The following is a 26,313-nucleotide window of genomic DNA, read 5'->3' on the forward strand; positions in this document are numbered from 1 at the left end:
ATGTCCTCGCTCTACTGGCCCTACCTGATCGCGGATTACTACCGCGGACTGGAGGTTGTGACCGCCGTCGTCGGCGTGATCATCCTCCTGTCCAGCCTGGATGACCTGTTCATCGACGGCTGGTATTGGGTGCGCGAGCTGTGGCGGTCGCTGACCATCAAGCGCCGCTACACGCCGCTGACCGCCGCGCAGCTTCGCGCCAAGGAAGAGCAGCCGCTTGCGATCATGGTGCCGGCCTGGCTGGAGTACGACGTGATCGCGTCCATGCTCGAGACGATGGTGTCGACGCTGGAATACAAGAACTACATGATCTTTGCCGGCACCTACCAGAACGACGAGCGCACGATCAACGAAGTCGAACGGATGCGGCGGCGCTACCGGCAGCTGGTCCGTGTGGAGGTGCCGCATGATGGTCCGACCTGCAAGGCCGATTGCCTGAACTGGATCGTGCAGGCGATCTTCGCGCAGGACGCCAAGCAGCCCGTGCCCTTTGCCGGCGTGATCCTGCATGACAGCGAAGACGTGCTGCATCCGCTGGAGCTGAAGTACTACAACTATCTGCTGCCGCGCATCGACTTCATCCAGCTGCCGGTGACCTCGTTGGAGCGCCATTGGTACGAGCTGGTGGCCGGCACCTACATGGACGAGTTTGCCGAATGGCACACCAAGGACCTGGTGGTGCGCGAGAGCCTGTCGAAGATGGTGCCGTCGGCGGGCGTGGGCACGTGCTTTTCGCGCCGCGCCTTGGTGGAGCTGGCGGCCGAGACGAACAATCAGCCGTTCAACACCGACACGCTGACCGAGGACTACGACATCGGCGCGCGTCTGGCCCAGCGCGGCATGCGCCAGATCTTCGGCAAGTTCCCGGTCGAGTACGTGACGCGGCGCCAATCGTGGTTCGGCCTGGGCAAGGAACAGGTCGCACATCTGCGCATGCCGCTGGGCGTGCGAGAGTACTTTCCCAACACCTTCCGCACCGCGTACCGGCAAAAGGCGCGCTGGACGCTGGGCATCGGATTGCAGGGCTGGCAGCAGGTGGGTTGGACGGGGTCACTCGCGACCAAGTACCTGCTCTTTCGCGATCGCAAGGGACTGGTGACGTCCTTCATCGCCATCCTGGCCTATGTGCTGCTGGCCAATTTCTTCGTCTTCTATCTGGCCGACCTGTTTGGCTGGTGGACGGTGTACTACCCGTCGTACTTCCGGCCCGGCGGCTGGCTGGTGACGCTGATGTGGGCCAACGCCGTCGCCCTGCTGCTGCGCGTGGTGCAGCGCGCGTACTTCGTCGGCCGCATGTACGGCTGGGAGCACGCGCTGCTGTCGATTCCGCGCATGATCGTCGGCAATTTCATCAACGCCATGGCGGCGGCCCGGGCGTGGCGTCTGTTCATCGGCCATCTGATCACGGGCAAGCGGCTGGCGTGGGACAAGACCATGCACGACTTCCCGTCCACGGATCAGTTGGCGCAGCAGCGCCAGCGCCTGGGCGAGCTGCTGCTGTCGTGGCAGGCCATCGACCAGACCACGCTGGAGCAGGCCCTGGAAATCCAGGCGCGCGAGAAAAAGCCGCTGGGCCAGATCCTGACGGAACAGGGCTGGCTGGACGAAGGCACGCTGACCGAAGCCATCCAATTCCAACAGGCCGGACAAGGCGAGCCCCCGGCCGCGCCCGCCACCAAACCTTCACCCCCATGATGTCCTTCCCTCGCTCGCTCGTTCTGTCCGCGGCCCTCGCCTGCGCCTGGGCCGCAGCGCCTGTTGGGGCGCAACCGCAGCCTGGGGCCGAAGCGCCGCTGGAAGGCGCGGCCTGGCAGTTTGCCGACGAGGGCTACAAGAACTACGACGCCGGCAACTACGCGCTGGCGCAGCAGCAGGCGGAATCGGCCATCGTGCTGCGCCCGGACGTGGAGCGCCTGCGCCTCTTGCTGATCTACGCGCTGCAAAGGCAGGGCAAGCTTGCCGAAGCCGACAAGGCCGCAGCCGACGCCATCGCCAGCGGGCTGGACACGCCGGCCCTGCGCCAGGCGCGCGCCAACCTGCGCCCTGCCGCCGCCACCCGGCCTGGCACCCAGCCCGCCGCCTCGCCGGCCGCGCCCCGGACCAGCAGTGCCTACCAGCGCGGCTTTCCCATCGCCACCCGCGCCTATGCCGATTACAACCGCGCGGACTATCCCGCAGCCGAGCGCGGCGCCGAACGCGCGTTCCGGATCGATCCCAAACAGGGCGCATGGGCCATGCTGTGGCTCGATGCGCTGGAAGCGCAGGGCAAGTACGCCGAGGCCGAAGCGGCCGCGGCCAAGGCCGTGTCGCTGGGCGCGCCAAACGGCAACGACCTGGCCGCGCGGCAGCAGACGCTCAAGCGCCGGATGGCAGTCAAGCCGGCCGAGGAAGGCTATCAGGCGCTGATCGCCAACCGCCCCGGCGACGCCGTGCCTCTGGCGCGGCAGGCCGTCGCGCTGGCGCCCGAAAGTCCCAGCCATCGCCTGCTCCTCATCACGGCCCTCATGCTGGACAACCAGCTTGCCGCCGCCGAGGAAGCGGCCTCGGACGCCATGCGGCAGGACGATGAGAACACCGTTGCGCTACTGATGCGCGGCTACCTGCGCCAGCGTCAAGGCATGACGCAGGAGGCGGACGCGGATTTCGATGCAGCGCTCAAGCAGGACTGGCTGGACGACGAACAGCGCCGCAACGTGCGCCTGATCGCGGCCGACGCCGCCCTGGCCGCGGGCGAAAACGCGCGCGCGCTGGCGCTGGTCGAACCGCTGGGCGGCAAGGATGAGGCGGCCGCGCAGCGCATCAAGCGCGCGGGCGCGCGCCCGGCCATCCCCGCCACGCTGACGCTGGCGAACTATCCCGCGCCGGTGCAGGACTGCCGCGACACGCCCTACGGCACCTCGTGCGAACTGCTGCCGTCGGATGCCGCAGGCAGCGGCGGCCCAGCCTCGCTGGCCTATGCCGCCTACGCGCGCGAGGATTACCAGGAAGCCATCAGCCAGGCGCGCAAGGCGGCCGAGCAGGATCCCGCCAATAAGGAGTACCAGCGCCTGCTGACCACCACGCTGGCGGCCGGGAACGCCGCGCAACTGGCCGAGGCCAACACGCGCATGAGCGCCGCGCTGGCCGCGCAGCCCGACGACCCCACGCTGCTGATGCAGCGCGGCTACCTGCACCAGCGCATGCGTCAGCCCAAGCTGGCGCTGCAGGACTTCCAGGCGGCGCGCGCCACCGGCAAGGCGCCGCCGACCGTGATCCTGGATGAAGGCTATGCGCTGGCCGGCGTCGGGGACAAGCGCGGCGCGGTGGATCGCCTGAAGGAGGCGATCGACGAGAACGACGCCGGCAAACTCGAGCTCACGCCGCAGCAGCGCTTTGACACGCGCAACGCCGTCGGCGGGCTGTCGCGCGAATGGGGCGGGTACTTTTCCGCGGGCTACCGCGGGGCACGGCCTGCATCCTCGGGATTGGGCGGCGCGGCCATCACCGTGCCAGGCGACGCCGTGTTCAGCACCGCCGAGATCTTCTGGCGGCCGTCGGACTTCCTGAATTCCTCGACGCGGACCTTTGAACTGTACGGACGCCTGTCGAACACGCTGTACGACAAGGGCGGCCGGACCGCGAGCCAGACGGTGTCCGACCCGTGCGGCGGAACCGTCGACATCGACAGCGCCACCAACCAGGGCATATCCGGCATCCCCACCACGATCGGCTCGCTGGGCATGCGCTTCACGCCGTCCACCGAAGTGGGCGTGACGTTCGGGCTGGAACGCCAGTTCAATCTGGGCAGCGCCACGCGCCGGGGCACGTTCAGTCCGGACCCGGCGGCCCTGCGCTGCGCCCTGAACCGCGACAACCAGACCGCGCATTACCAGACGGACGCCGGCAGCGGCGGCTGGCTCGCGTATGTGACCTACGGCCTGTACGAAGGCACGACGCTGCGCATCGACCGCCCCGACTGGTTCACGATGGAAGGCTATGTGCAGGCCGGCTATTCCTGGCAGGACATGCCGGCCAAGTTCTGGCTGCGCGACAACGCGACGGGCGTCGACGGCGAGAAGTCGTCGGGCCGGCTGAAGCGCGACCAGGCGTTCGGCGCCGGCGAACTACGCGTGGGCCGCAGCTATCGCGTGGACGCCATCAGCGAACGGCTAGTGTTCTTTCCCTATGCGGTCATCGGCGCGGACTGGCTGTGGAACAAGAACCGTGTCACCGGCTTTGACATCGATGGTTCGGATTCCTACCGGCTGCTGGGCGACACCACCTCGTGGTCCATGGGCGCCGGCCCCGGCTTCAACCTGCGCTACTGGTTCCGCGAAGGCCACTACACCGCACCCATGTCCTACCTGGATCTGACGACGCAATACCGCTTCAATATCGGCGGCGGGCAGGCCGATCGGGCCAAGGGCCTGTTCATCAACCTGACCCTGTCGTACTGACGGCACGCCGATCCGCAATACAAGGAGTTCACCCATGCACACCGCAACCCGTCTTCCGAAACGCACCCCGCCGGGCATTTCCGGCCCGCTGGCCCGCGCGCTGGCATCGGCCGCCCTGATGGCGGCGTGCGCCACCGCGGCGCAGGCGCAACAGGCCTCGTCCATCGTGATTCAGGGCAAGGACAACTGGCTCTTTCCTGGCTGGGGCAGCCTGACGCAGGTGGATATGCGCGGCATCGACGCATCCACGCAGTTGGTGCGCGAAACGCGTGACGCGCTGGCGGCCAAGGGCATCCAGCTTGAGGTGCTGGTGCTGCCCGACAAGACGCTTTTCTATCAGGACAAGCTGCCGGACGGCAAAGCGCTCAGCGCCGACGTTAAGAAGCGTTATCAGACCATCCAGGACAAGCTAAAGCAGGCCGGCGTCGCGACCATCGACGACGAGGCCGTGCTGCAGCGGGTCAAGAGCAGCGGCCAGGAGGTCTTCTATCGCACCGACCAGCACTGGACGCAGGCCGCCGCAGACGCCACCGCCGATGCGCTGGCGCAGCGCATCAAGCAGGACGTAAAGACGCTGGCCGGCAAGCCCGGCACCGGCATGGCACTGGGCAGCGTGGTCAACGAGCGCCGCTATGGCGACCTGGCCGAGCTTTTCCTCACGCCGGACCAGCGCAAGCAGGCGGGCCGCGAGACCTTCACGGTGCGGCGCCAATCCGACAGCCAGAGCCTCGTGGACGACACGCCGGCGCCCGTGCACGTCACCGGCCACAGCATGGTGCAGCCCTACTTCGGGTTTCCGCAGAAGCTGTCCAACGCGCTGGACCGTCCGGTTTCCGTCAACTGGAAACCCGGCAACGTGGGTCACTGGGTGATGCTGCTGGAGTATCTGGAATCGCCCGCCTTCAAGCAGAACAAGCCGCAGGTGCTGGTCTGGCAGATGTTCGAACCCACCTACGCGCAGGGACCGGAGGCCCGCGGCCTGTGGGACAACGCGTCCATCATGAGCGCCGACACCTGGCGTTCGCGCATGAAAGCGGCTATCGGGAAGTAGGCACGTGAGTACGCCGGACAAGTCGCACGCCGCCGGAGGCCGGGTCACCGGAAGTCCCGGCGCCGGCCGCCCGGACGCCAACCATCGGCTGACCGCCTGGGTGGTCGCCGTGCTGCTGGCCGTCGGCCTGGGCTGGGGTGGGTGGCGGTTGGTGCAGGCGCGCGTCGGCGCCGTCGCGATGTCGCCGTCAGCGTGGCTGGATGGCTCGGCGGGCGCCGCGCTGAACCAGGCGCTGGCGTTGCCGCGCCAGGCCGACGTCGACACCTGGAATGCCGCGCTGCGCTATCGATTGTTCGGCGACCTGGGCGAGCAGGTCGCGATGGGCTGCCCTGGCTGGCTGTTCTACCGCGACGGATTGCGGCCGCCGCCCGGCGTGCACGTCTTCGACGAACGCCTGCGCCTGATGCGGCATTGGGTGCGCGAACTGCGCGCCAAGCAGGTGCAGGTGCTGGTGGTCGCGGTGCCGGACAAATCGCGCATCGAGTCCGCCCAGCTTTGCGGCCTGCCCGTGTCGCAACCGATGCGCCAGACGCTGGACACCTGGCAGGCGGCGCTGCGCGCGGACGGCGTGCCCTTCGTCGACCTGCGCGACGCGCTGATGGCGGCCCCCGCGCCCCGCTTTTTCCGTACGGACGTGCACATGAATGCGCAAGGTGCGCAGGCGGCAGCCGCGCGCGTGGCCGAAGCGGCGTTGCCGCTTTTGAACGGCAAGGGGACGCAGGCGTTCAAGACGGAACCGGCCTCTGCGCCCCAGCCGCGCATGGGCGACCTGATCGTGCTGGCAGGCCTGGAGCAGGCGCCGGCCGGATGGCGGCCGGATCTGGAGCAGGTGTCGGAGGCGAAGATCGAACCCGTGCGCAGCGGCGGCCTCCTGGACGAGCCGCCCCCGGTAGAGGTGCTGCTGGCGGGCACCTCCAACGGCCGCCGCAGCCAGTTCGGGGAGCGCCTGGGCATGGGCCTGGGCCGAGAGGTCTGGAACATGAGCGTGGACGGCGGACAGTTCTCGGGCGCGCTGACGATGGCGCTGGGACAGCGCGCGCAATGGCCCGCCAGCCTGAAGCTCGTGATCTGGGAGTTCTCGGAAAACGCCCTGTCGCTGCCGCTGACTGCGGACGAACAAGCCCTGCTGGCGCGCATCCCGTAGCGAACCAAGATGCTATTCAACTCCTACCTGTTCCTGTTCATCTTCCTGCCCGTGACGCTGGCGGTGTACTACGCGCTGGGACCGCTGAACGTGCGGCTGGCGGCGCTGTGGCTGTGCCTGACCTCGCTGGTGTTCTATGGCTGGTGGAATCCGCAGTTCGTCGTGCTGCTGGCCGGCTCCATCGCCTTCAACTACCTGGTCAGCCAGTTGATCCTGCACAACGCCGCACGCCCCCGGCTGCAGGGCCTGATCGTGGGACTGGGTGTGGGCGCCGATCTGGCGCTGCTGTTTCACTACAAGTATTTCGTGACGCTGCTGAACTTCCTGAATGACTTGGGCATGACGGCGGCAACCGTGGACGACATCATCCTGCCGCTGGGCATTTCGTTCTTCACGTTCACACAGATCGGTTATCTGCTGGACTGCAAGGCGGGCGTCGTGAAAGAGCGCAGCCTGCTGAGCTACGTGCTGTTCGTGACGTTCTTTCCGCACCTGATCGCCGGCCCGATCCTGCATCACAAGGAAATGATGCCGCAGTTCGCGCAGCCGGAGAATTACCGCTTCAAGGCCGAGAACCTGTCGGTGGGCGCTATCCTGTTCGTGATCGGCCTGGCCAAGAAGGTGCTGCTGGCCGATGGCATCGCGCCGTACGCCGACGCGGGGTTCGCAGCGCCGGGCGAGCTGCAGTTCTTTGGATCGTGGGGCGCCAGCCTTTGCTATGCGCTCCAGCTTTACTTTGATTTCTCGGGCTATTCGGACATGGCGCTGGGCCTGGCGAAGATGTTCGGCATCCGCTTCCCGCTGAATTTCAACTCGCCCTACAAGGCAGGCAACATCATCGAATTCTGGGCGCGCTGGCACATGACGCTGACGCGCTACATCACCGCATATCTGTATTACCCGGTGGCGGTGGCGGTGAACAAGTGGCGCACGAACCGCAACCTGCCGGTGGGCTCGGCCGGGCTGAAGACGCTGGGCGGCTTTGCCGGCAGCATTGCGCTGCCCACGCTGTTCACGATGACGCTGGCGGGCGTGTGGCACGGCGCGGGCTTTCAGTTCGTGGTGTTCGGGCTGCTGCACGCCATGTATTTGTCGGTGAACCATGCCTGGCGCATCTTCGTCGTGGGCCGCAAGCCCGCCGCCGCGCGCAACACGCATGCCGCCACGCGCGCGCTGTGCGTGCTGATCACGTTTGTCGCGGTGCTGGTGGCGCAGGCGTTCTTCCGCGCCCACGGCGTGGGCGACGCGATGCTGCTGGTGCAGGGCATGACGGGAGCGCGCGGCATCGAGCCGCTGGATATGTCCGCGCACGTCGCCGGTCTGGCCTTTGGCGACGCCTGGCGCGTCATCGCCGGCCACCACATGCAGCTCATCTATGCCGTCGTGCTGCTGGGCATCGCGTGGTTCGCGCCCAATTCGCACCAGATCCTGGGCCGCTGGTCGCCCGCCCTGTTCAAGCCGAGCGAGGCCCCGCAGACGTTCATGCGCTGGCGTCCCAACGTCGCGTGGCTGGCGGTCATGCTCGTGCTGCTGGCTTTCTGCCTGGTGAACCTGCACAAGGAAGCCCGGTTTCTCTATTTCCAATTCTGATCCCACGGGGTCGCGGAGCAAGACATGGACATCAACGCTATCGAAGCCAAAGTGGCGCAACTCGTCGAAGACGTCATCCTCACGCAGGTGGATCCCGATACGCTGCTGATCGAATCGGGGCTGGTCGACTCGCTGGCCGCTGTCGACGTGGCGCTGGCGGTCGAGCGCGAATTCGGCTGCAAGATCCCGCCCACCGAAATCGACGTGCATCTGGAATCGGTCCACACGCTGGCGGCATTCATCGCGGAACGCCGCGGCGCCTGACGCGCAGCCACGGGAGGGCAGGACCATGCGCTTCGACTTCACCACATTCGATTTCGCGGACACGCAGACTGACGCCGACGCGATCGCGGTCGTGGACGCGCGCGAGGCCACGTCGTGGCGCGCGCTGCGCGCCGCCACCGAGGCCTGGGTACAGGAAGCGCGGGACGCGGGCGCGCGATCCGATACGCCGCTGGTTGTTTCCGGCCACAAGGAGACGGCGTTTCTGGTGGCGATACTGGGCTGCCTGCGGCTGGGCGTGCCCTTCGTGCCGGTGGATGTCATCAACCCGCCCGAGCGCATTGCACGCATCGGCGAACTGGTGCGCGCGGACCTGCGCTACGACGCGCAGGCCGCGCAATTCGTTTCCACGGGCGGTGAGGCCGTGCCGCTGGAAGAAAAAAGTCTGGCCTACATCATGTTCACGTCGGGCAGCACCGGCGATCCGAAAGGCGTGCAGATCGGCCGCGAAAGCGTCGGCCTCTTTGCCGGATGGATCCGCGACTGCCTCGCGCTGGGCGCGGCGCCGGTCTTCATGGACCAGATGCTGTTCAGCTTCGACTTTTCGCTGTTCAACTGGGTGGGCGCGCTGACGCTGGGCGGCACCTGCGTGCTGTGCCCGCGCGAGACCATCGCGCAGCGTGATGCCTTTGTGCAGTATCTGGCCGGCAGCCGCATCAGCGTCTGGGCCTCCACGCCCTCGTTCGTGCGGCAGCAATTGTTCAACCCCGAGTTCAACCACGCCCACCTGCCCGATCTGCGCGTCTTCGTATTCGGCGCCGAATCGCTGACGCCCGCACTGGCCGAGGAACTGTGGCAGCGCTTTCCGCAGGTGCGCATTGTCAACTCCTACGGCCCGACCGAAGCGACGTGCTCGACCACCTGGGTTGAGATCGACCCGGCGTTGCGCGCGGCGGCGCCCAATCCATTTCCCATTGGCCGCGCCAAGCCCTATGCCGAGGTCTTCATCGAAAACGGCGAGATCAGCATCGCGGGCGACCACGTCATGCGCGGCTACCTGAACCGCCCCGACCTGAACGCCACGCGCATGTTCACGCGCCACGGCAAGCGCGGGTATCGCAGCGGCGACCTGGGCGAGATCGACGCGCAGGGACTCGTCACCTTCCGCGGCCGCATCGACGATCAGATCAAGCTGCATGGGTATCGCATCGAACTGGCGGAGATCGACGCGGCCATCGCCGCCCTGCCTGGCGTGCGTGCCGGCGCCACGGTGGCGCTGCGGCGGCCCGATGGCGCTATCGTCAGGCTGATCGGCTTTGTCGAACCCGCCGCAAACGGCCAGCGTACGCACTCCCCTGCCGTCGGCTTGCAGCCGCTGCCCGCTGATCTGACAGACTGGAAGGTCACGCTGGGCCGGCGTTTGCCGCCGTACATGATTCCGTCAGAACTGGTGGCCTGCCCGCACTTTCCCACCACCAGCACGGACAAGGCGGACCGCAAGCAGCTCGAACGCCTGTATCTTGAAACGCGCCTCAGCAAGAAACCGGAGCCGCAAACATGACTCGCACAACCTTTCGTCTTGCCCTCGCCCTGACGCTGGCGGCCTGCTCCGCCAGCGCCGCCGCCGAAGGCGTGCTGGCGCAACTGTATGCCGCCCGCCCGCCAGCGGGTTCCTCGTTCGTGCGGGTGGTCAATCCGCACGTGAACCCGCTGCAGGCGCAGGTCGCTCAAGGGCCGGTCCAGGAGATCGGACCGGACCGGCAGGCAACCACCTACGCCATCGTGAAGGGCAATCAGCCCTTCGACGTGCGCATCGACGGCAAGCTTGCCGGCACGCTGCAGGTGGCGCCCGATACGTTCAGCACGCTGGTGCCGCGGCGTGACGGCGGCAGGCTGTCGTTCAGCGTCATCGACGACAACGCCGGCGCGCAGGACGCGCTGAAGGCCGAGCTGCGCTTCTACAACCTGGCGACGGATTGCCCCGCCGGGCAGTTGTCCGTCAGTCCGTCCGGCCCGGTCCTGTTCAAGGACGTCGAGCCCGGCGCGTCCGCCGCGCGCGCGATCAATCCGGTCAGCGCGACGCTGGCCGCCGGCTGCGGCACGGCCGCGTCGCAGGCGCTGCCGCTGCCTGCCTTGCAGCCGGGCGACCACTACAGCCTGTTCCTGACCGGGACGCCCGAGGCCCCCGTGCTGCGTGGCCAGACCAGCGGCACGGACGCGTACAAGAAATAGGGAGGCCATCATGCGCCGCGTTTTCCAGGACGACCACGAACTCTTCCGCGACCAAGTCAAGCGCTTCATCGAGAGCGAGATCGCGCCCCGCTATGCCGAATGGGAAGACGCCGGCGTGACCCCGCGCGCGCTGTGGCGGCGGGCCGGCGACGAGGGGCTGCTCAATTGCGCGCTGCCGGATCCGTATGGCGCGGGCGGCGACTTCGGGCATTCGGCCGTGGTGATCGAGGAGCTGGCCCGCGCCAATTACCTGGGCATCGGCTTTTCGATCCACTCCGACATGGTCGCGCCGTATCTGCTGAACGTCGGCACCGACGCGCAGAAACAGCGCTGGCTGCCCGCCATGGCGCGCGGCGAGACCATCGGCGCCATCGCGCTGACCGAGCCGGACGCGGGCAGTGACCTGAAGGCCGTGCGCACACGCGCGCGGCGCGATGGCGAACACTTCGTGCTCAATGGTCAGAAGACCTTCATCACCAACGGCGTGAACGCGGGCCTGGCCATCGTACTGGCCAGCACCGATCCCGATCTGGGTGCGCGCGGGCTGTCGCTGTTCTGCGTCGAGGAAAACCTGCCGGGTTACACAAAGGGCGCGCCCCTGCACAAGATCGGCCAGCACAGCCAGGACACTTGCGAACTGTTTTTCAACGACGTGCGCCTGCCTGCCGACTGCCTGCTGGGTCCGCTGAACAATGCGTTCGAGATCATGACGCGCGAGCTGGCGCGCGAACGCCTGGCGATCGCGCTGCGCGCGGCGGCGTCGCAGGAAGGCATGCTGGAGCAGGCGGCGCAGTACACGCGCGATCGCAAGGTGTTCGGGCGCCGCGTCATCGACTATCAGAACACGCGCTTCAAGCTGGCGAATGCGCGCGCGCAGAGCACCATGCTGCGCGTCTTCCTGGACGATTGCCTGGCGCGCATGATGGAAGGCGAGCTGGATGCAACGACGGCGGCCATCGCCAAGCTCAATGCGACGGAGATGCAGGGCCGCATTCTGGACGATCTGCTGCAGCTTTATGGCGGCTATGGCTACATGGCGGAATACGGCATCGGCCGCGCGTGGGCCGACGCGCGCGCATTGCGCATCTTCGGCGGCACCAACGAGGTCATGCTGGAAATCATCGGCCGCAGCTTCAACTGACGCGGCGCGCCTGACGCCGCGCATTCCAGAGGCGCACGGCAGGGCCGCGCAGCCAAAGCAACCTTCAGATCCGGGCGTCCATCCAGGCCTGCATCAGCGCGCGCGCCTCCGGCGTGTCGTCGATGACCCACGGGTCCAGCGCAAAGGCCACGATGCGCTTGGCGCCGTAGCCGCGCGCCACCTCCCACTGCTCACGCACCCGCTCAAAATCGGCGGACCGCGCCTTGAAGGTCGAGCCATCGGTGGCGCCCGACGGCAGTTCCTCGAACAGTTCCAGGATCAGGTCGAAAGACGCGTGGCGCGCCAGCAGCATGTCGTGCAGCGGTTCCAGCGCCCGCAGGTTCTCCAACCCGGCCACGCCGACGCCGTCCTGGATCATGGGGTGTATGCCCACGTGGTCCAGAACATGGCTCCACAACTTCGCCAATGACCCGTCGCCCGGCAGGCGGCTGTGATACGTCGAGACGCACGGCACCCTGCTGCTGGTCTCTTGCGCCGCGCGCGACAACGCGTCCAGCCATGGCACCAGCAGCGCCTGCCGTTCGGCGGACGCCCAGTTGTACTGTTCCAGTTCGTACGGCAGATACCATCCGCGGAACGCGCGGCGCTGATTCCAGCCGGACTCCCGCATGTACGCGGCGCCGCGTTCGCGCGTCTGGTCCAGAAAGGCGGCCAGCGCGGGCGTGTCGGCGCGGGCCAGCACGTCCCACCAGCGCTGGTCGTACGGCAGGCCCACGTGGATGCCAATGCCCTGGTGCGCGGCTTCGTCGAACAGGGTCGCAAGAAGCGCCCCGGGGGCCATCCAGTCGTCCGGCCGCCCGCCTTCCAGTCCGGTCCATTGCAGGAATATCTCGCGGCAGCCCAGCCGCCGGAAGCTGCGCAGCCGCAGCCGCCAGTCTTCGGGCGTTAGGTCCGCGTGGCTGCGCCAGAGCTGCAGGAAGGTGGCGTTCAGGGAAAACGGCGGCGAACATGCCGCCAGTGGCGCCAGGGCGCTTAACGCCAGCGCCTGAAAGAGGCGCCGGCGCAGGGGGGATTTGAGCTGCGGGGGTATCAGGGGACTGCCCAGCCTTTATCCGCGGTTGCCGAACATGCCGGACAGCGAGCCCAGCAGATCGGCAGGGTTGAATGGCTGGCCGGGCTGCACCGCGCCTTCCGGCGTGGCCTTGTCGACCAGTTGCGGCAGCAGGGCCGACAGCGAATCCAGCACGGAAGTGGTGTCCTGCCCCGTCTTGGCCGCCAGTTCGTTCACGACGCCGGGATCCAGCACGGAACCGAGCTGGTCAGGGCTGACGGGCAGATTCTGCCCCGTGCCCACCCAGGACGCCACCACTTCGCCCAGCCCGCCCTTCTGAAAGCTGGCGATCAGACCGGTCAGACCGCCCGGATATTTGTTCAGTTGCTCGATCAGCGCGGGCAGCAGCGAGGCCGAACCGCCTTGCTGACCACCGCCGGCCATCGAGGCCAAAGTGTCCAATAGACTCATTGCCGCGCTCCTGAAAAAGTCGGGAAATCAGTATAGGCCGATGAAAAGCGCGGTGCGCGGCAATGCTGTTGCCGCCCGCGACGACTTTGCAAAAGTTGTAAATCGCGCGGGCGGCTCATGCTTTTGGATAGGGCTTTCGGTTCATCCCTTCGGCGTGGCCGTCGACGTCCTGAGCGCCTTAAGGGCCTTCTGGCCGGCGCGTCCGTCTGGCGGCAGGCCGAGTTCGCGCTGGGCGGCCTGCAAGGCCTGGCGCGTGCGAGCGCCGATCATGCCGTCGGGCTCGCCCAGCTCATAGCCCCGCGCGATCAGCAGGCGCTGCAGTTCGCGCCTTTCGGCGCGCGACAGCCCGGGATCGTCCGTGGGCCAGGCCTGGGTCAACGGGCCCCCGCCGCGCAGGCGGTCGGACAGATGCGCAATGGCCAGCGCATAACTTTCGGCGGCGTTGTAGGAATACAGGGCATCGAAATTGCGCGTCACCAGAAACGCCGGACCGTTGCGGCCCGCCGGCAGCAGCAGACCGGCCGGCGTATCGCCGCCTGGCAGCGCCTGTCCATCGGCGCGCGTCACGCCCTGTTTCACCCACGACGACATGGGCCGCTTGTTCTTGCGGCCCGCGCCGGACGTGTCCAGCTTCGCGGGCAACCTGACCTCGTAGCCCCACGCCAACGCCGGGTTCCAGCCCGCGCGCTTCAGGAAATTCGCCGTGGACGCCAGCGCGTCCGGCACGCTGTCGACCAGATCGCGCCTGCCATCGCCGTCAAAGTCCACCGCCAGCCGCAGATAGGTCGACGGCATGAACTGCGTCTGGCCAAACGCGCCGGCCCACGAGCCAACCAGGCGCTCTGGTGCGATGTGTTCGTCCTGGATGATCTTAAGGGTGGAGAAGAATTCGCCCCGGAAATACGCCTGGCGCCGGCCATAGCACGACAGCGTCGACAAGGACGTCAGCAGCGGCCGTCCGCCCAGCGTGCGGCCGAAGTTGCTTTCCACGCCCCACACCGCGGCAATCGTGGCCGGGTCCACGCCATAACGCTGCGACGCCCGGTCCAGTTCCGCCTGCCACCGCGCCATGCCGGCCTTTCCATCTGCCACGCGCTCGTCGTCCACCAGGCCCGCCATGTAGTCCCAGATGGGCGTCTTGAACTCCGGCTGCGCGTCCAGCAGGTCGATCACCGCCATGTCGGGTGAGAGGTTTGCTGTGTGCGTATCGAACGTCGCCGCCGACACGCCGGCCTTCAAGGCGGGCGCGCGCAACTGCGACAGGCAGGCGGCAAAGTCGCCGGCGGCCAGCGCCGGCGGCACCGGCACAATCAGCGCGGCGGTCGTGATCGCGGCGGCGGTCAACGAGCGATTTACAGCAGTGTTTGACCGCGAGCGGCGCAACAGGGATTTCATGCTTGGGATTCCTTGGGAGGTGCGATGGCGGCATCGCCTTGCAGGCGCCGCGTCCAGTCTTCGACTTCGCCGGCGCGCGCGCGCTTTTCAAAGAGCGCGCGCCAGTTCGGCGACAGCTCGGGCAGCGCGGCCAGCGCGTGCAGCACGTCCGGGTCCAGCACGCGGCGGTTCAGGATGTCCTGCACCCGCGCCAGCGACCACTGCGGATGCAGCCGCTTTTGCAGCGTCAGCGAGTCGCCGGGCGCCAGCCAGCCGGTTTGCAGCACGCGGTAATACCAGCCCGTCATGCCGCTGGCCTGCACCTGCGCGGCCATGCCCTTGTGCTGGAACCGGTGATCCAGCTTCCAGCACGGCTGGCGCGCCTGCGATACCTGGATCAACGCGGTGCCCGCGCGATAGACGTCGCCCACGCACACGTCGCTTTCGGTCAGGCCGGTGGTGGAAAGGTTTTCGCCGAACGCGCCGGGCGCGCGCAGCACCGCGCGTTCGCCCAGCGTCTGCAGCCAGGCGGGATAGTGGTCGCGCGCGTAGTGGTGCAGCGCCTTCTCCGGCCCGCCGTGAAAGCGCCGGTCCGCCTGCGCGTCGCCGTCCAGTCCTTCCAGACCGAGCCAGCGCCGCTCGGCGACCGGGTGCTTGTCGATGCCGCTGTCGCGCCCCGAATCGCCCAGCGGCCGCACGGCGCCCGTCAGCAGCGCGTCGACTGTGATGTCCATTTTCCCGTCGTCCCTTCAGCCGGCCTGCAGCGCGGCAAGCTCGTCGTCGTCGAATCCGGCGGCGCGCCGCGCCTCCAGGTTGAAAGGGCCGCGCAGGCGCGGCGCCTGATAGCGCGCCGCCAGTTCGGCATAGCAGGCCACCGGCTCCTTGCCCGCCTGCGCGCACTGCTGCTTGTACCAATAGTTGCCGATGGCGACGTGGCCGATCTCGTCGCGCAGGATGATGTCGACGATGGCGGCGCTTTGCGCGTCGCCCGCGCCCGCCAGCTTGTTGCGGATCATCGGCGACGCATCCAGGCCGCGCGCTTCCAGCGTGCGCGGCACGAGGGCCAGGCGCGCCAGCAGGTCGTCCTGCGTGCGCTCGGCCATATCCCACAATCCGTTGTGCGCGGGGAAGTCGCCGTAGGCATAGCCCAACGTGTCCAGGCGCTGACGCAGCAGGTCGAAATGCAGCGCTTCTTCGCGCGCCACGCGCAGCCAGTCGCGGTAGAACGCCTCGGGCATGCCTGCAAACCGCCACATGATGTCCAGCGCAAGGTTCACGGCGTTGAATTCGATGTGGGCCAGCGCGTGCAGGAGCGCTGCCCTGCCTTCCGGCGTGGCCATGGACCGCTGTCTGACCTCGCCCGGCGCGACCAGTTCGGGCCTTGCCGGGCGGCCGGGCAGTCCCGCGACGGGCGCAAGAACGCGCTCGCAATCCAGCCGGGCGTCGTCGGCGATGGCGCGCACGCGCGCCAGCTTGTCGGGCCATGCCGTGGCGGCAAGCGCCGCCAGCGCCTGCTCGCGCATGCCGTGCGCATCGTCATCCTGCCCGCCGGGGGCAGTCTTGCTGCTGTCCATATTGCCGTCGTTCCCGGGCGCCGCGTGGACGCCTCAAATCCCTGTCGTTGCCATGGCTTGCACGCCATGCACTGCCGAAGACTTTATCATTCGCGGATGGATCCCCTGCGCCTTACCTTGGAAACAGATCTGTCCCGCATCGACGCCCGGCAATGGGACGCGCTGGCCGGAGACCAACCCTTTCTTCGGCACGCCTTTCTGCTTGCCCTGCACGACACGGGCTGCGCGTCGCGACAGACGGGTTGGGCGCCGCATTTCATGGCGCTGTGGCGCGACGACGTGCTGGCAGGCGCGGTGCCGCTCTACCTGAAGTCGCATTCGCGCGGCGAGTACGTGTTCGATTACGCGTGGGCCGACGCCTTCCAGCGGCACGGCATGCGCTACTACCCCAAGCTGTTGTCGGCCATTCCGTTCACGCCGGTCACCGGCCCGCGGCTGCTGGCCGCCAACGACGAAGACCGCGCAACGCTGGTGCGCGGCCTGGTGGCGTTTGCCGAAGAGGTCAACGTGTCGTCGTTGCACGTGCTGTTTCCGGCCGACGCCGACGTGCGCGCGCTGCGCGAGGCGGGCTTCATGATCCGCGAGAGCGTGCAGTTCCACTGGACCAACGCGGGCTACGCCGACTTCGACGCATTCCTGGCCACCATGAGCCATGACAAGCGCAAGAAGATCCGCCAGGACCGCAAGAAGGTCGCCGCCGCGGGCCTCACCTTCCGCTGGCTACGCGGCGCCGAGATTGGCGCGGAGGAACTGGAATTCTTCTACGGCTGCTATTGCCGCACTTACTTCGACCACGGCAACCCGCCCTATCTGAGCCGCGAGTTCTTCGAACAGGCATACCGCGACCAGCCCGATGCCTTCGTGCTGATCCTGGCCGAACGCGACGGCGTGCCGGTCGCGTCGGCGCTCAACCTGGCGGGCGGCGACGCGTTATATGGCCGGTATTGGGGCGCGACGGAATACGTACCGGGGCTGCACTTCGAGACCTGCTACATGCAGTCCATCGCCTATTGCATCGCGCATGGCATTGCGCGCTTCGAGGGCGGCGCGCAGGGCGAACACAAGATGGCGCGCGGCCTGCTGCCCACGCCGACGTGGTCAGCGCACTGGGTGGCGCATCCGGGGTTCGCCGAGGCAATCCAGAATTTCCTGGATGAGGAAACCGCCGCGGTGACGGATTATCTGGGGGAACTGGAATCGCACACGCCGTTCAAGGGGCGGGGTGTCTGACACCGGCGTTGTACGATCGCCTTGCCGTCAGAGAAAGCGGTCCAGCAGCTTGCGGCTGTGCTTATCCAGCGACTGGATGTCGCGCACCAGATAGAAGATGCCGTGGTTGTCGGCAATAAGCAGCGTCTGGGCGGACAGGCGGCGGATGTCTTCTTCGCCGCGTAGCGTGAACGACGTTGGACCGCGGTCGGTATCCACCTTCCAGACGCTGGGCGTGGCGTAGGTGGACACGCTGGACAGCTTGCGGATTTCGGGCATGAACTCGCGGCTGGCGAGTTCTTCTTCGATCAGCGCACGCGGCTCGGCGGGGACGTCGGACAGATGTTCGATCCACAGCAGCTCGTGCCCGTCGCTGGTCACCAGCGACAGTCCGCGTCCGGCCTCGCTGATCGGGAAGGCGCGCACCGGGATGACACCTTCATGCGATTCGCCGTCGGCGGACTGGAACTCCAGGCGTCCGAAGGCGTTGCGGCGCAATTGAAAGAACGGCAAGGTCATGGCGAGAGTTCCGTTTCCGCGTCAGGCCACGGCGGCCATGTCTTCGCTGCCCGACGCCTGGGCGTCGGCTTCCGCCTGGCGCGCCTGCGCCTGATACAGGCGATAGTAGGCGCCCTCGCGGGCCATCAGTTCTTCGTGCGGTCCCTGCTCCACGATCTGGCCGCGGTCCAGGACCACCAGCCGGTCGGCCTTGCGCAGCGTGCTCAGGCGGTGCGCAATCGCGATGGTGGTGCGGCCACGAACCAGGTTGTCCAGCGCTTTCTGAATCTCTTTCTCGGTCGTGGTGTCCACCGACGACGTGGCTTCGTCCAGGATCAGGATGCGCGGGTCGATCAGCAAGGCGCGCGCGATCGAGATGCGCTGGCGCTCGCCGCCGGACAGGGCCTGGCCGCGCTCGCCCACCAGCGAGTCATAGCCGTGCGGCAGGCGCAGGATGAACTCGTGCGCATGCGCGGCGCGCGCCGCGGCCACGATCTCGTCGCGCGTGGCGTCCGGGCGGCCGTAGGCGATGTTCTCGGCGATGGTGCCAAAGAACAGGAACGGCTCCTGCAGCACCAGCCCGATATTGCGACGGTAATCGGCCACGCGCACCGAACGGATGTCGGCGCCATCCACCATCACGGCGCCTTCGGATACGTCGTAGAAACGGCAGATCAGGTTGATCAGCGTGCTCTTGCCCGAACCGCTGTGGCCCACGAGCCCGATCATTTCGCCCGGGGCGATCGTCAGATTCAACCCGCGGATGACCTGGCGGTTGCCGTAGCGAAAGCCCACGTCGCGCAGTTCGATGCGGCCGTTGATATGCGGCAGCTTGGCGGGGTTTTGGGGTTCCGGCACGCTGGACACGTGGTCCAGGATGTCGAAGATACGCTTGGCGCCAGCGGCAGCCTTCTGCGTGACCGACACGATGCGGCTCATGGAATCCAGGCGCATGTAGAAGCGCCCGATATACGCCAGGAACGCAGCCAGCACACCCACGGTGATCTGCTTTTGCGACACCTGCCAGATGCCGAAGATCCACACCACCAACAGGCCAACTTCGGTCAGCAGCGTGACCGTCGGCGAGAACAGCGACCACGTCGTGTTGACGCGATCGTTCACTTCCAGGTTGCGGTTGTTCGCTTCGCGGAAACGCGCGACCTCGCGCTTTTCTTGCGCAAATGCCTTGACCACGCGGATGCCGGGAATGGTGTCGGCCAGCACGTTCGTGATCTCGGACCAGATGCGGTCGACCTTTTCGAAGCCGTGCCGCAAGCGGTCGCGCACCGCGTGGATCATCCAGATGATGAACGGCAGCGGCACCAGCGTGACCAGCGCAAGCCACGGATTGATGCTGATCAGAATGACCGCCGTCATGGCGATCATGAGAATGTCGGTGGCGAAGTCCAGCAGGTGCAGCGACAGGAATACGCAGATGCGGTCGGTTTCGCTACCAATGCGCGAAATCAGATCGCCGGTGCGCTTGCCGCCGAAATACTCAAGCGACAGTTGCTGCAGGTGCGCGTAAGTGGTGGTGCGCAGATCCGCGCCGATGCGTTCGCTGACCCACGCCAGAATATACGTGCGCGCCCAACCCAGCCCCCACGCCAGAATGGCCGATCCCAACAGGCCACCCAGATAAAGCCGCACGAGGCTGTAATCAATGGGCGCACCGTTCTGGAACGGAATCAGCACGTCGTCCATCAGCGGCATCGTCAGGTACGGCGGCACCAGCGTGGCCGCGGTGCCGAGCAGCGTCAGCAGAAACCCGGCAAACAACGGACCGCGGTAAGGCCGCGCAAAACGCCACAGCCGCAAGAGCGCCCAGGTGGTCGACGGCGCGGCCTGTTCCTGATTGCACGTCGGGCATTCTTCCTCGCCCGCGGGAATGACGTTATTACAGATCGTGCAGGTGCGTTCTTCCAGCGCTTCGGCCGGCTTGCCCGACAGACGAATCGACTGCTGCGTTTCAAACTGGGCCAACAGCCGCAGCGCCGCGGGATTGCAAGCCAGCGTGAATCGCCAGACGCCCAGACGGCCGGTGTCGTCGTGCAGCTCCAGCACGGCGGCGCCGGCATGATCGCTGAGGGATAGCTTCAATTGAGGGCCATATGGCCAGGATTCCCAACCGGAATCGTCGGGAAGGCGGGCGATCAGCCGTTTATCAGTCACGGCGACCAGACCCGGCTGGAATTTCAAACGCTGATCGAGGTCTATTTCGACCCAGGCCAGAAGGGTTTCGTCATCCGCCACTTCGGTGCGGATTTCATCCCGCCAGCGGGCAGGAAATGCGTCGGCAAGGCCGGAAAGCAGGTGTGGTTTTTTCATTGGAACGCATACCGGGCCAGGACTCTGCCCTACTAGGCGGCAACCGGTTTGACGCCATCGGCGGCAAACGTGTCCCTTCCTTACAACACAACGAGTTCACGCCATGAAGGCGTCGTATAGTATCAGCCGATTTTTCTAATTAGGAACATCTGGGATCCCCCACTCGTTGGCATTATTCTTAAGGCGCAACCCCAATAAAATCGCGGTCTTGCATAGGGGCGTCCGCGCGTGCCAACCTGCTTCTCGAGCGAATTAAAACATGAAAAAGAAAGACATTGAATTTATCGATGTCGTGGCTTTGCGCGGCCCGAACATTTGGACGTATCGTCCGGTCCTTGAAGCATGGGTGGATATCGGTGAACTGGAGGATTACCCCTCCAACACGATTCCCGGATTTTATGAGCGCCTGACGGAATGGCTGCCGACGCTGATCGAACATCGATGCAGCCCCGGCGTGCGGGGCGGTTTTCTTGCCCGCCTTAAAGAAGGCACGTGGCCCGGCCACATTCTTGAACACGTCACCCTTGAATTGCAGAACCTGGCCGGCTTGCGCGGCGGCTTCGGCAAGGCCCGCGAAACCTCCAAGCGCGGCGTCTACAAGGTCGTCGTGCGCGCCTGGCAGGAACAGGTCACCCGCACTGCATTGAACGAAGCGCGCGACCTCGTCATGGCCGCCATCGAGGACCGGCCGTTCGACGTGCCCGCCACCGTGGCCAAGCTGCGCAGCCTGGTCGACCGCCACTGCCTCGGCCCCAGCACGGCCTGCATCGTCGATGCGGCCGATGATCGCGATATTCCGTATATCCGTCTTTTTGAGGGCAACCTCGTCCAATTCGGCTACGGCTCGGCGCAGCGCCGCATCTGGACGGCCGAAACCGATCGCACCAGCGCCATCGCCGAAGGCATTTCGCGCGACAAGGACCTGACCAAGGAACTGCTGTCGACCTGCGGCGTGCCGGTGCCCGAAGGGCGCCTCGTTGAAAGCGAGGAAGACGCGTGGGACGCCGCCGAGGACATAGGCCTGCCCGTGGTGGTCAAGCCCTACGACGGCAACCATGGCCGCGGCGTCTTCACCAATCTGACGACGCGCGAGGAAGTGGTCTCGGCCTACCGCGTCGCCGTGGACGAAGGTAGCGGCGTCATCGTCGAACGCTTCGTGCTGGGCAACGAACACCGCCTGCTGGTGGTGGGCAACCGCATGGTCGCGGCGGCCGCTGGCGAACCGGCGTGGGTGACGGGCGACGGCAAGTCGACCATCACCGAACTCATCGACAGCCAGATCAATACCGACCCGCGCCGCGGCCGGACCGAGAACCATCCGCTCAATCCCGTGCGCCTGGATTCCGCCGCCCGGCTGGAGATCGCGCGCCAGGGCCTGTCGGAAGACAGCGTGCCGCCCGAAGGCCAGCGCGTGCTGGTGCAGCGCAGCGGCAACGTCGCGTTCGACGTGACCGACCGCGTCCACCCCAGCGTGGCCGCCACCGTGACGCTGGCCGCACGCATCGTCGGCCTGGACATCGCCGGCGTGGACCTCGTGGCCGAAGACATCACGCGCCCGCTGGATGAACAGCGCGGCGCCATCGTCGAAGTCAACGCCGGACCGGGCCTGCTGATGCACCTGAAGCCGGCCGATGGCACGCCGCGTCCCGTGGGCCGCGCGATCGTCGACCACCTCTTCCCCGAGGGCGACGCGGGCCGAATTCCCATCGTCGGCGTGACCGGCACCAACGGCAAGACCGTCGTCGCCCGTCTCGTCGCGCGCCTCTTGCACCTGTCCGGCAAGCGCACCGGCCTCGCGTGCAGCGAAGGCCTTTACCTGGACCGCCGCCTCGTTCAAAAGGGCGACCGCGCCGACTTCGCGTCGGGCACGCGCCTGCTCATGAACCGCAACGTGGACGCCGCCGTCATCGAGAACGACAGCGGCGTGATCCTTGGCCAGGGCCTGGCCTACGACCGCTGCCAGGTCGGCGTGGTCACCAACATCGACGACGGCGATCATCTCGGCGACTTCGACATCAACGAAACGGAACGCCTGTTCAATGTGTTCCGCACGCAGGTGGACGTGGTCCTGCCCGATGGCGTGGCCGTGCTGAACGCGCGCGATCCGCGCGTGGTCGAAATGGCCGAGCTCTGCGACGGCGGCGTGATCTTCTTCGGCATCGATCCCGCCCTGCCCGCCATCGTCCAGCACCTCGCCCAGGACGGACGCGCCGTGTTCGTGCGCGACGGCAGCATCGTGCTGGCGCAGGGCAGCCAGGAAGAACGCCTGGCCGACGTCGCCGCCATCCCGCTGACACATGGCGGCCGCGTGGCCTTCCAGGTTGAAAACGTGCTGGCAGCCGTGGGTTCGGCGTGGGCGCTGGATATTCCGGTGGAACTGATCCGCGCCGGCATCGAGACCTTCGACATCGACCAGGCCGACGCGCCGTGGCAGTTCACGCTGTTCGAGCGCAATGGCGCCACGGTCGTGGTGGACGACGTGCACAACGCCTCGGGGCTGCGTCCGCTGCTCACGGCCATCGACCAGTTCCCGTCCGCCCGGCGCGCTGCCGTCTACTCGGCCGGCGCAGACCGCCGCGACGCGGACCTGATCGAACAGGGCAAGCTCCTTGGCGACGCCTTCGACCGCGTGGTTCTGTATGACGACGCGACCGTGCGCAGCAAGCGCCCCGACGGCGAAGCGCGCGCGCTGCTCCGCCAGGGCCTGGCGCAAGGCAGCCGCGTCAAGGACATCCAGGACGAGCCCGACCACGGCAAGGCCATTGCCAGCGTGCTGGACGGCATCGGCGCCGGCGACTTCGCCCTGCTGCAGTCCGACGAGGCGTTCTCCGGACCGACCATCGATCTGGTCCGCCGCTGGATCCAACAAAACTGACCTTATTAGGCGCGCGGCCGCCCCCGGCGGACGCGCGTCAGACGACAGGAAACCCTGCCATGGAAGTCTCCCGAATCCGAGCATTGCGCGGCCCCAATCTGTGGAGCAAGAACACCGCCATCGAGGCCATCGTGTCCTGCGGCGATGCCGAATGCTCCATCGACAACCTGCCCGAGTTCGAAGCCCGCCTGCGCGCGCGGCTGCCGCAAACCGGCCTGCTGCGCCCCGAAGGTCACCAGGGCGCGGTGTCCATCGCCCACGTGCTGCAGATCGTCGCGCTGACGATGCAGGCGCACGCCGGCTGCCCCGTCACGTTCGGCCGCACCGCCTCCACCATCGAACCGGGCGTGTTCCAGGTCGTGGTCGAGTACAGCGAAGAAGAAGTCGGCAAGCTGGCGATGGAACTGGCGCAGGACCTCGTGCGCGCCGCGCTCGATGACACGCCGTTCGACATTGCCGACGCCCTGAAGCGTCTGCGCGAGCTGGACGAAGACGTGCGCCTGGGGCCCAGCACCGGCTCCATCGTGAACGCCGCTACCGCGCGCAACATCCCCTACCGCCGCCTCACGCAAGGCAGCATGGTCCAGTTTGGCTGGGGCAGCAAGCAGCGCCGCATCCAGGCCGCCGAAACCGACCTGACCAGCGCCATCTCCGAATCCATCGCGCAGGACAAAGACCTGACCAAGATGCTGCTGGACGCCGCGGGCGTGCCGGTGCCGATGGGCCGTTCCGTGACCACCGCCGAAGAGGCCTGGGAAGCGGCGCAGGAACTGGGCGGCCCGGTCGTGGTCAAGCCGCGCGACGGCAGCCAGGGCCGTGGCGTCGCGGTCAACATCGAAACCCGCGAGCGCGTGATCCAGGCCTTTGAAGTGGCCGAGGAGATCAGCTCCGAGGTCATCGTCGAACGCTACATTCCGGGCCACGATTTCCGCCTGCTGGTGGTGGGCGGCGCGCTGGTCGCGGCGTCGCGCCGCGATCCGCCGCAAGTCACGGGCGACGGGCAGCAGACCATCCGCCAACTGGTGGACCAGGTCAACGCCGACCCGTTGCGCGGCGACGGCCATGCCACCTCGCTGACCAAGATCCGTTTCGACGACATCGCCCTGGCGACGCTGAAAAAACAAGGCTTTGACGCCGATTCCGTACCGCCCTCCGGCACGCTGATCTTCCTGCGCAACAACGCCAACCTGAGCACCGGGGGCTCGGCCACCGACGTGACCGACGAGGTCCACCCTGAAATGGCGGCGCGCGCGGTGTCCGCGGCCCGCATGATCGGCCTGGACATCTGCGGCGTGGACGTGGTGGCCGAAACGGTGCAATACCCGCTTGAAGAGCAGCACGGTGGCGTCGTGGAAGTCAACGCCGCGCCTGGCCTGCGCATGCACCTGAACCCCTCGTTCGGCAAGGGCCGCGCGGTGGGCGAAGCCATCATCGCCAACATGTTCGCGGACGGCGACGACGGCCGCATTCCAGTCGTGGCCGTCGCGGGCACCAACGGCAAGACCACCACGGTCCGCCTGACCGCGCACCTGCTGGGCGCGGCCGGCAACCGCGTGGGCATGACGAACTCCGACGGCGTGTACGTCGACAACCTGCGCATCGACACCGGCGACTGCAGCGGTCCGCGCAGCGCGCGCAGCGTGCTGATGCACCCGGACGTGGACGCCGCGGTGTTTGAAACCGCGCGCGGCGGCATCCTGCGCGAAGGCCTGGCGTTCGACCGCTGCAACGTCGCCATCGTCACCAACATCGGCATGGGCGACCACCTGGGGCTCGGCTACATCAGCACGGTCGAGGACCTGGCCGTGGTCAAGCGCGTCATCGTGCAGCACGTGCATCCGTCGGGCATGGCAGTGCTGAACGCGGCCGATCCCATCGTGGCCGAGATGGCCGCAAGCTGCCCGGGCTCGATCACCTACTTTGCCGAAGACCGCAACCATCCCGTGCTGGCCACGCATCGCGCGCAGGGCCTGCGTTCGGTCTACCGCGATGGCGATGCCATCGTGGCGGCGCAAGGCGCCGACGAGGTGCGTTTCCCGCTGGCCGAGATCCCGCTCACGCGCAACGGCACGATCACCTTCCAGGTCGAGAACGCGATGGCTTCCATTGCGGCGGCGTGGGCGCTGGACCTGGGCTGGGATGTCGTGCGCCGTGGCCTGGCCACGTTCGTCAACGACGCGCAGACGGCTCCGGGCCGCTTCAACGTGTTCGACTACCGCGGCGCCACGGTGATCGCCGACTATGGCCACAACCCCGACGCCATCCAGGCGCTGGTGCGTGCCGTGGACGCCATGCCGGCCAAGCGCCGCTCGGTCGTCATCAGTGGCGCGGGCGACCGCCGCGACGAAGACATCCGCATGCAGACCGAGATACTGGGCGCCGCCTTCGACGACGTGCTGCTTTACCAGGACCAGTGCCAACGCGGCCGCGCGGACGGCGAAGTGCTGGCCCTGCTGCAGCAGGGTCTGGTGGGCGCCAGCCGCACCACGCAGATCGACGAGATCCATGGTGAGTTCGTGGCGATCGACACGGCGCTGGCGCGCCTGAATTCGGGCGATCTGTGCCTGATCCTGGTCGATCAGGTGGAAGAAGCGCTGGACCACATCGCCAAGCGCATCGCCCAGCCCTGAACGGCTCGGCGCAAATGCGGACGGGGCGCTCAGGCGCCCCGTTTTTTTTCGTCTTACGATGCCATCAGCCGCGCGGGGATGCGATGGGCGCCGAGGCCTGATACCGGTCCGTCACGTGCGTGCACCCCACGGCCGCCATGGCGCCAAGCGCCAGCAAGATGGCGCTGCAAAGTCGTTTCGTCATGCGAGCTTTTCTCCCTTTACGTGGCGAACCGCCAGCCGGTTCCGTGTGGACTATACCGGCATGCGCCCTGCCCGGCCAGCCGCGCCAGCAGTGGGTTTCGAGAGCGGATCGGTTACTAGCCACGCACAAAAGGGGTCAAATGGTTGCTCAAATGTAACTCGGCCTTCGTGCGCCCGGAACGCGTTTTCTCGTCTCAAACCCGGGGCATTTTCAGAGGCGGCGCAGTTACATTTCTCCACAGCGTGGTTTGACAGCCCCAGGGGGCGACTCGTAGCTTAGAACCTAGCTGATCAGTTCCCAACACACCGCGTTCCGGCAGCTTCATAGGCCATGAACCTGCCG

At 67.0% G+C, this 26,313-nt stretch carries 19 protein-coding genes; 12 read left to right on the forward strand and 7 right to left on the reverse strand.

The window, feature by feature from the left end; translation table 11 throughout:
* From MHZ91_RS03485 to MHZ91_RS03525, 9 genes are all read left to right on the forward strand, one after another.
* Positions 1-1,695 carry a glycosyl transferase family protein gene (locus tag MHZ91_RS03485; RefSeq protein ID WP_175122847.1) on the forward strand — a complete coding sequence of 565 codons (1,695 nt, stop codon included), beginning with the start codon at positions 1-3 and terminating at the stop codon, positions 1,693-1,695.
* Positions 1,692-4,436, forward strand: coding sequence for a hypothetical protein (locus tag MHZ91_RS03490; RefSeq protein WP_239212471.1), 2,745 nt, complete (start codon positions 1,692-1,694; stop codon positions 4,434-4,436). Before MHZ91_RS03485 ends, MHZ91_RS03490 begins: the two co-directional genes overlap by 4 nt.
* 34 nt (positions 4,437-4,470) lie before the next feature.
* Complete coding sequence (locus MHZ91_RS03495; protein ID WP_239212473.1) at positions 4,471-5,487, forward strand: twin-arginine translocation pathway signal; 1,017 nt, start codon at positions 4,471-4,473, stop codon at positions 5,485-5,487.
* A gap of 88 nt (positions 5,488-5,575) precedes the next feature.
* Positions 5,576-6,631, forward strand: coding sequence for a cell division protein FtsQ (locus MHZ91_RS03500; protein ID WP_239212493.1), 1,056 nt, complete (start codon positions 5,576-5,578; stop codon positions 6,629-6,631).
* Between the two features lie 9 nt (positions 6,632-6,640).
* The gene (locus MHZ91_RS03505; RefSeq protein WP_239212475.1) at positions 6,641-8,221 is read left to right on the forward strand and encodes an MBOAT family protein; all 1,581 of its coding nucleotides are present in this window, start codon (positions 6,641-6,643) and stop codon (positions 8,219-8,221) included.
* 24 nt (positions 8,222-8,245) lie between these two features.
* Complete coding sequence (locus tag MHZ91_RS03510) at positions 8,246-8,485, forward strand: acyl carrier protein (RefSeq protein ID WP_239212476.1); 240 nt, start codon at positions 8,246-8,248, stop codon at positions 8,483-8,485.
* Positions 8,486-8,510: 25 nt separating this feature from the next.
* Positions 8,511-10,004 carry an AMP-binding protein gene (locus MHZ91_RS03515; protein WP_239212477.1) on the forward strand — a complete coding sequence of 498 codons (1,494 nt, stop codon included), beginning with the start codon at positions 8,511-8,513 and terminating at the stop codon, positions 10,002-10,004.
* On the forward strand, positions 10,001-10,675 hold the full coding sequence (locus MHZ91_RS03520; protein ID WP_175122853.1) for an alginate O-acetyltransferase AlgF: 675 nt from the start codon (positions 10,001-10,003) through the stop codon (positions 10,673-10,675). The genes MHZ91_RS03515 and MHZ91_RS03520 overlap by 4 nt, the downstream gene beginning before the upstream one ends.
* Positions 10,676-10,685: 10 nt before the next feature.
* On the forward strand, positions 10,686-11,816 hold the full coding sequence (locus MHZ91_RS03525; protein ID WP_239212478.1) for an acyl-CoA dehydrogenase family protein: 1,131 nt from the start codon (positions 10,686-10,688) through the stop codon (positions 11,814-11,816).
* 64 nt (positions 11,817-11,880) lie between these two features.
* Here the strand turns inward: MHZ91_RS03525 and MHZ91_RS03530 are convergent, their stop codons facing one another.
* From MHZ91_RS03530 to MHZ91_RS03550, 5 genes are all read right to left on the reverse strand, one after another.
* Positions 11,881-12,882: a DUF4434 domain-containing protein gene (locus tag MHZ91_RS03530; protein ID WP_370647778.1), complete on the reverse strand. Its 1,002-nt coding sequence runs from the start codon at positions 12,880-12,882 to the stop codon at positions 11,881-11,883.
* 3 nt (positions 12,883-12,885) lie between these two features.
* Complete coding sequence (locus MHZ91_RS03535; protein ID WP_175122855.1) at positions 12,886-13,299, reverse strand: YidB family protein; 414 nt, start codon at positions 13,297-13,299, stop codon at positions 12,886-12,888.
* 141 nt (positions 13,300-13,440) lie between these two features.
* On the reverse strand, positions 13,441-14,694 hold the full coding sequence (locus MHZ91_RS03540) for a lytic murein transglycosylase (protein ID WP_239212479.1): 1,254 nt from the start codon (positions 14,692-14,694) through the stop codon (positions 13,441-13,443).
* A complete protein-coding gene (locus MHZ91_RS03545) occupies positions 14,691-15,407 on the reverse strand; it encodes an MOSC domain-containing protein (protein ID WP_239212480.1) in 717 nt (238 codons plus the stop codon). The genes MHZ91_RS03540 and MHZ91_RS03545 overlap by 4 nt, the downstream gene beginning before the upstream one ends.
* A 15-nt stretch (positions 15,408-15,422) precedes the next feature.
* Positions 15,423-16,247 carry a ferritin-like domain-containing protein gene (locus MHZ91_RS03550; protein ID WP_239212481.1) on the reverse strand — a complete coding sequence of 275 codons (825 nt, stop codon included), beginning with the start codon at positions 16,245-16,247 and terminating at the stop codon, positions 15,423-15,425.
* Between the two features lie 96 nt (positions 16,248-16,343).
* Between MHZ91_RS03550 and MHZ91_RS03555 the strand changes: the two genes are divergently transcribed.
* Positions 16,344-17,477, forward strand: coding sequence for a GNAT family N-acetyltransferase (locus tag MHZ91_RS03555; protein WP_239212482.1), 1,134 nt, complete (start codon positions 16,344-16,346; stop codon positions 17,475-17,477).
* Positions 17,478-17,504: 27 nt separating this feature from the next.
* Here the strand turns inward: MHZ91_RS03555 and MHZ91_RS03560 are convergent, their stop codons facing one another.
* Both MHZ91_RS03560 and MHZ91_RS03565 read right to left on the reverse strand, forming a co-directional pair.
* The gene (locus MHZ91_RS03560; RefSeq protein WP_175122860.1) at positions 17,505-17,975 is read right to left on the reverse strand and encodes a DUF1854 domain-containing protein; all 471 of its coding nucleotides are present in this window, start codon (positions 17,973-17,975) and stop codon (positions 17,505-17,507) included.
* Positions 17,976-17,996: 21 nt separating this feature from the next.
* A complete protein-coding gene (locus MHZ91_RS03565) occupies positions 17,997-20,282 on the reverse strand; it encodes an ABC transporter ATP-binding protein (RefSeq protein ID WP_175122861.1) in 2,286 nt (761 codons plus the stop codon).
* A gap of 259 nt (positions 20,283-20,541) precedes the next feature.
* On the opposite strand from MHZ91_RS03565, the gene cphA (MHZ91_RS03570) reads away from it, so the two are divergent.
* Positions 20,542-23,157, forward strand: a complete 2,616-nt coding sequence (gene cphA / locus MHZ91_RS03570; protein WP_218345167.1) for a cyanophycin synthetase — start codon at positions 20,542-20,544, stop codon at positions 23,155-23,157.
* Positions 23,158-23,216: 59 nt separating this feature from the next.
* Positions 23,217-25,787, forward strand: a complete 2,571-nt coding sequence (cphA, locus tag MHZ91_RS03575; RefSeq protein ID WP_239212483.1) for a cyanophycin synthetase — start codon at positions 23,217-23,219, stop codon at positions 25,785-25,787.
* Positions 25,788-26,313 lie beyond the last annotated feature (526 nt).

Origin of the sequence: Achromobacter sp. ACRQX (genome assembly GCF_022346505.1) — a bacterium.
Taxonomy (GTDB): domain Bacteria; phylum Pseudomonadota; class Gammaproteobacteria; order Burkholderiales; family Burkholderiaceae_B; genus Achromobacter; species Achromobacter animicus.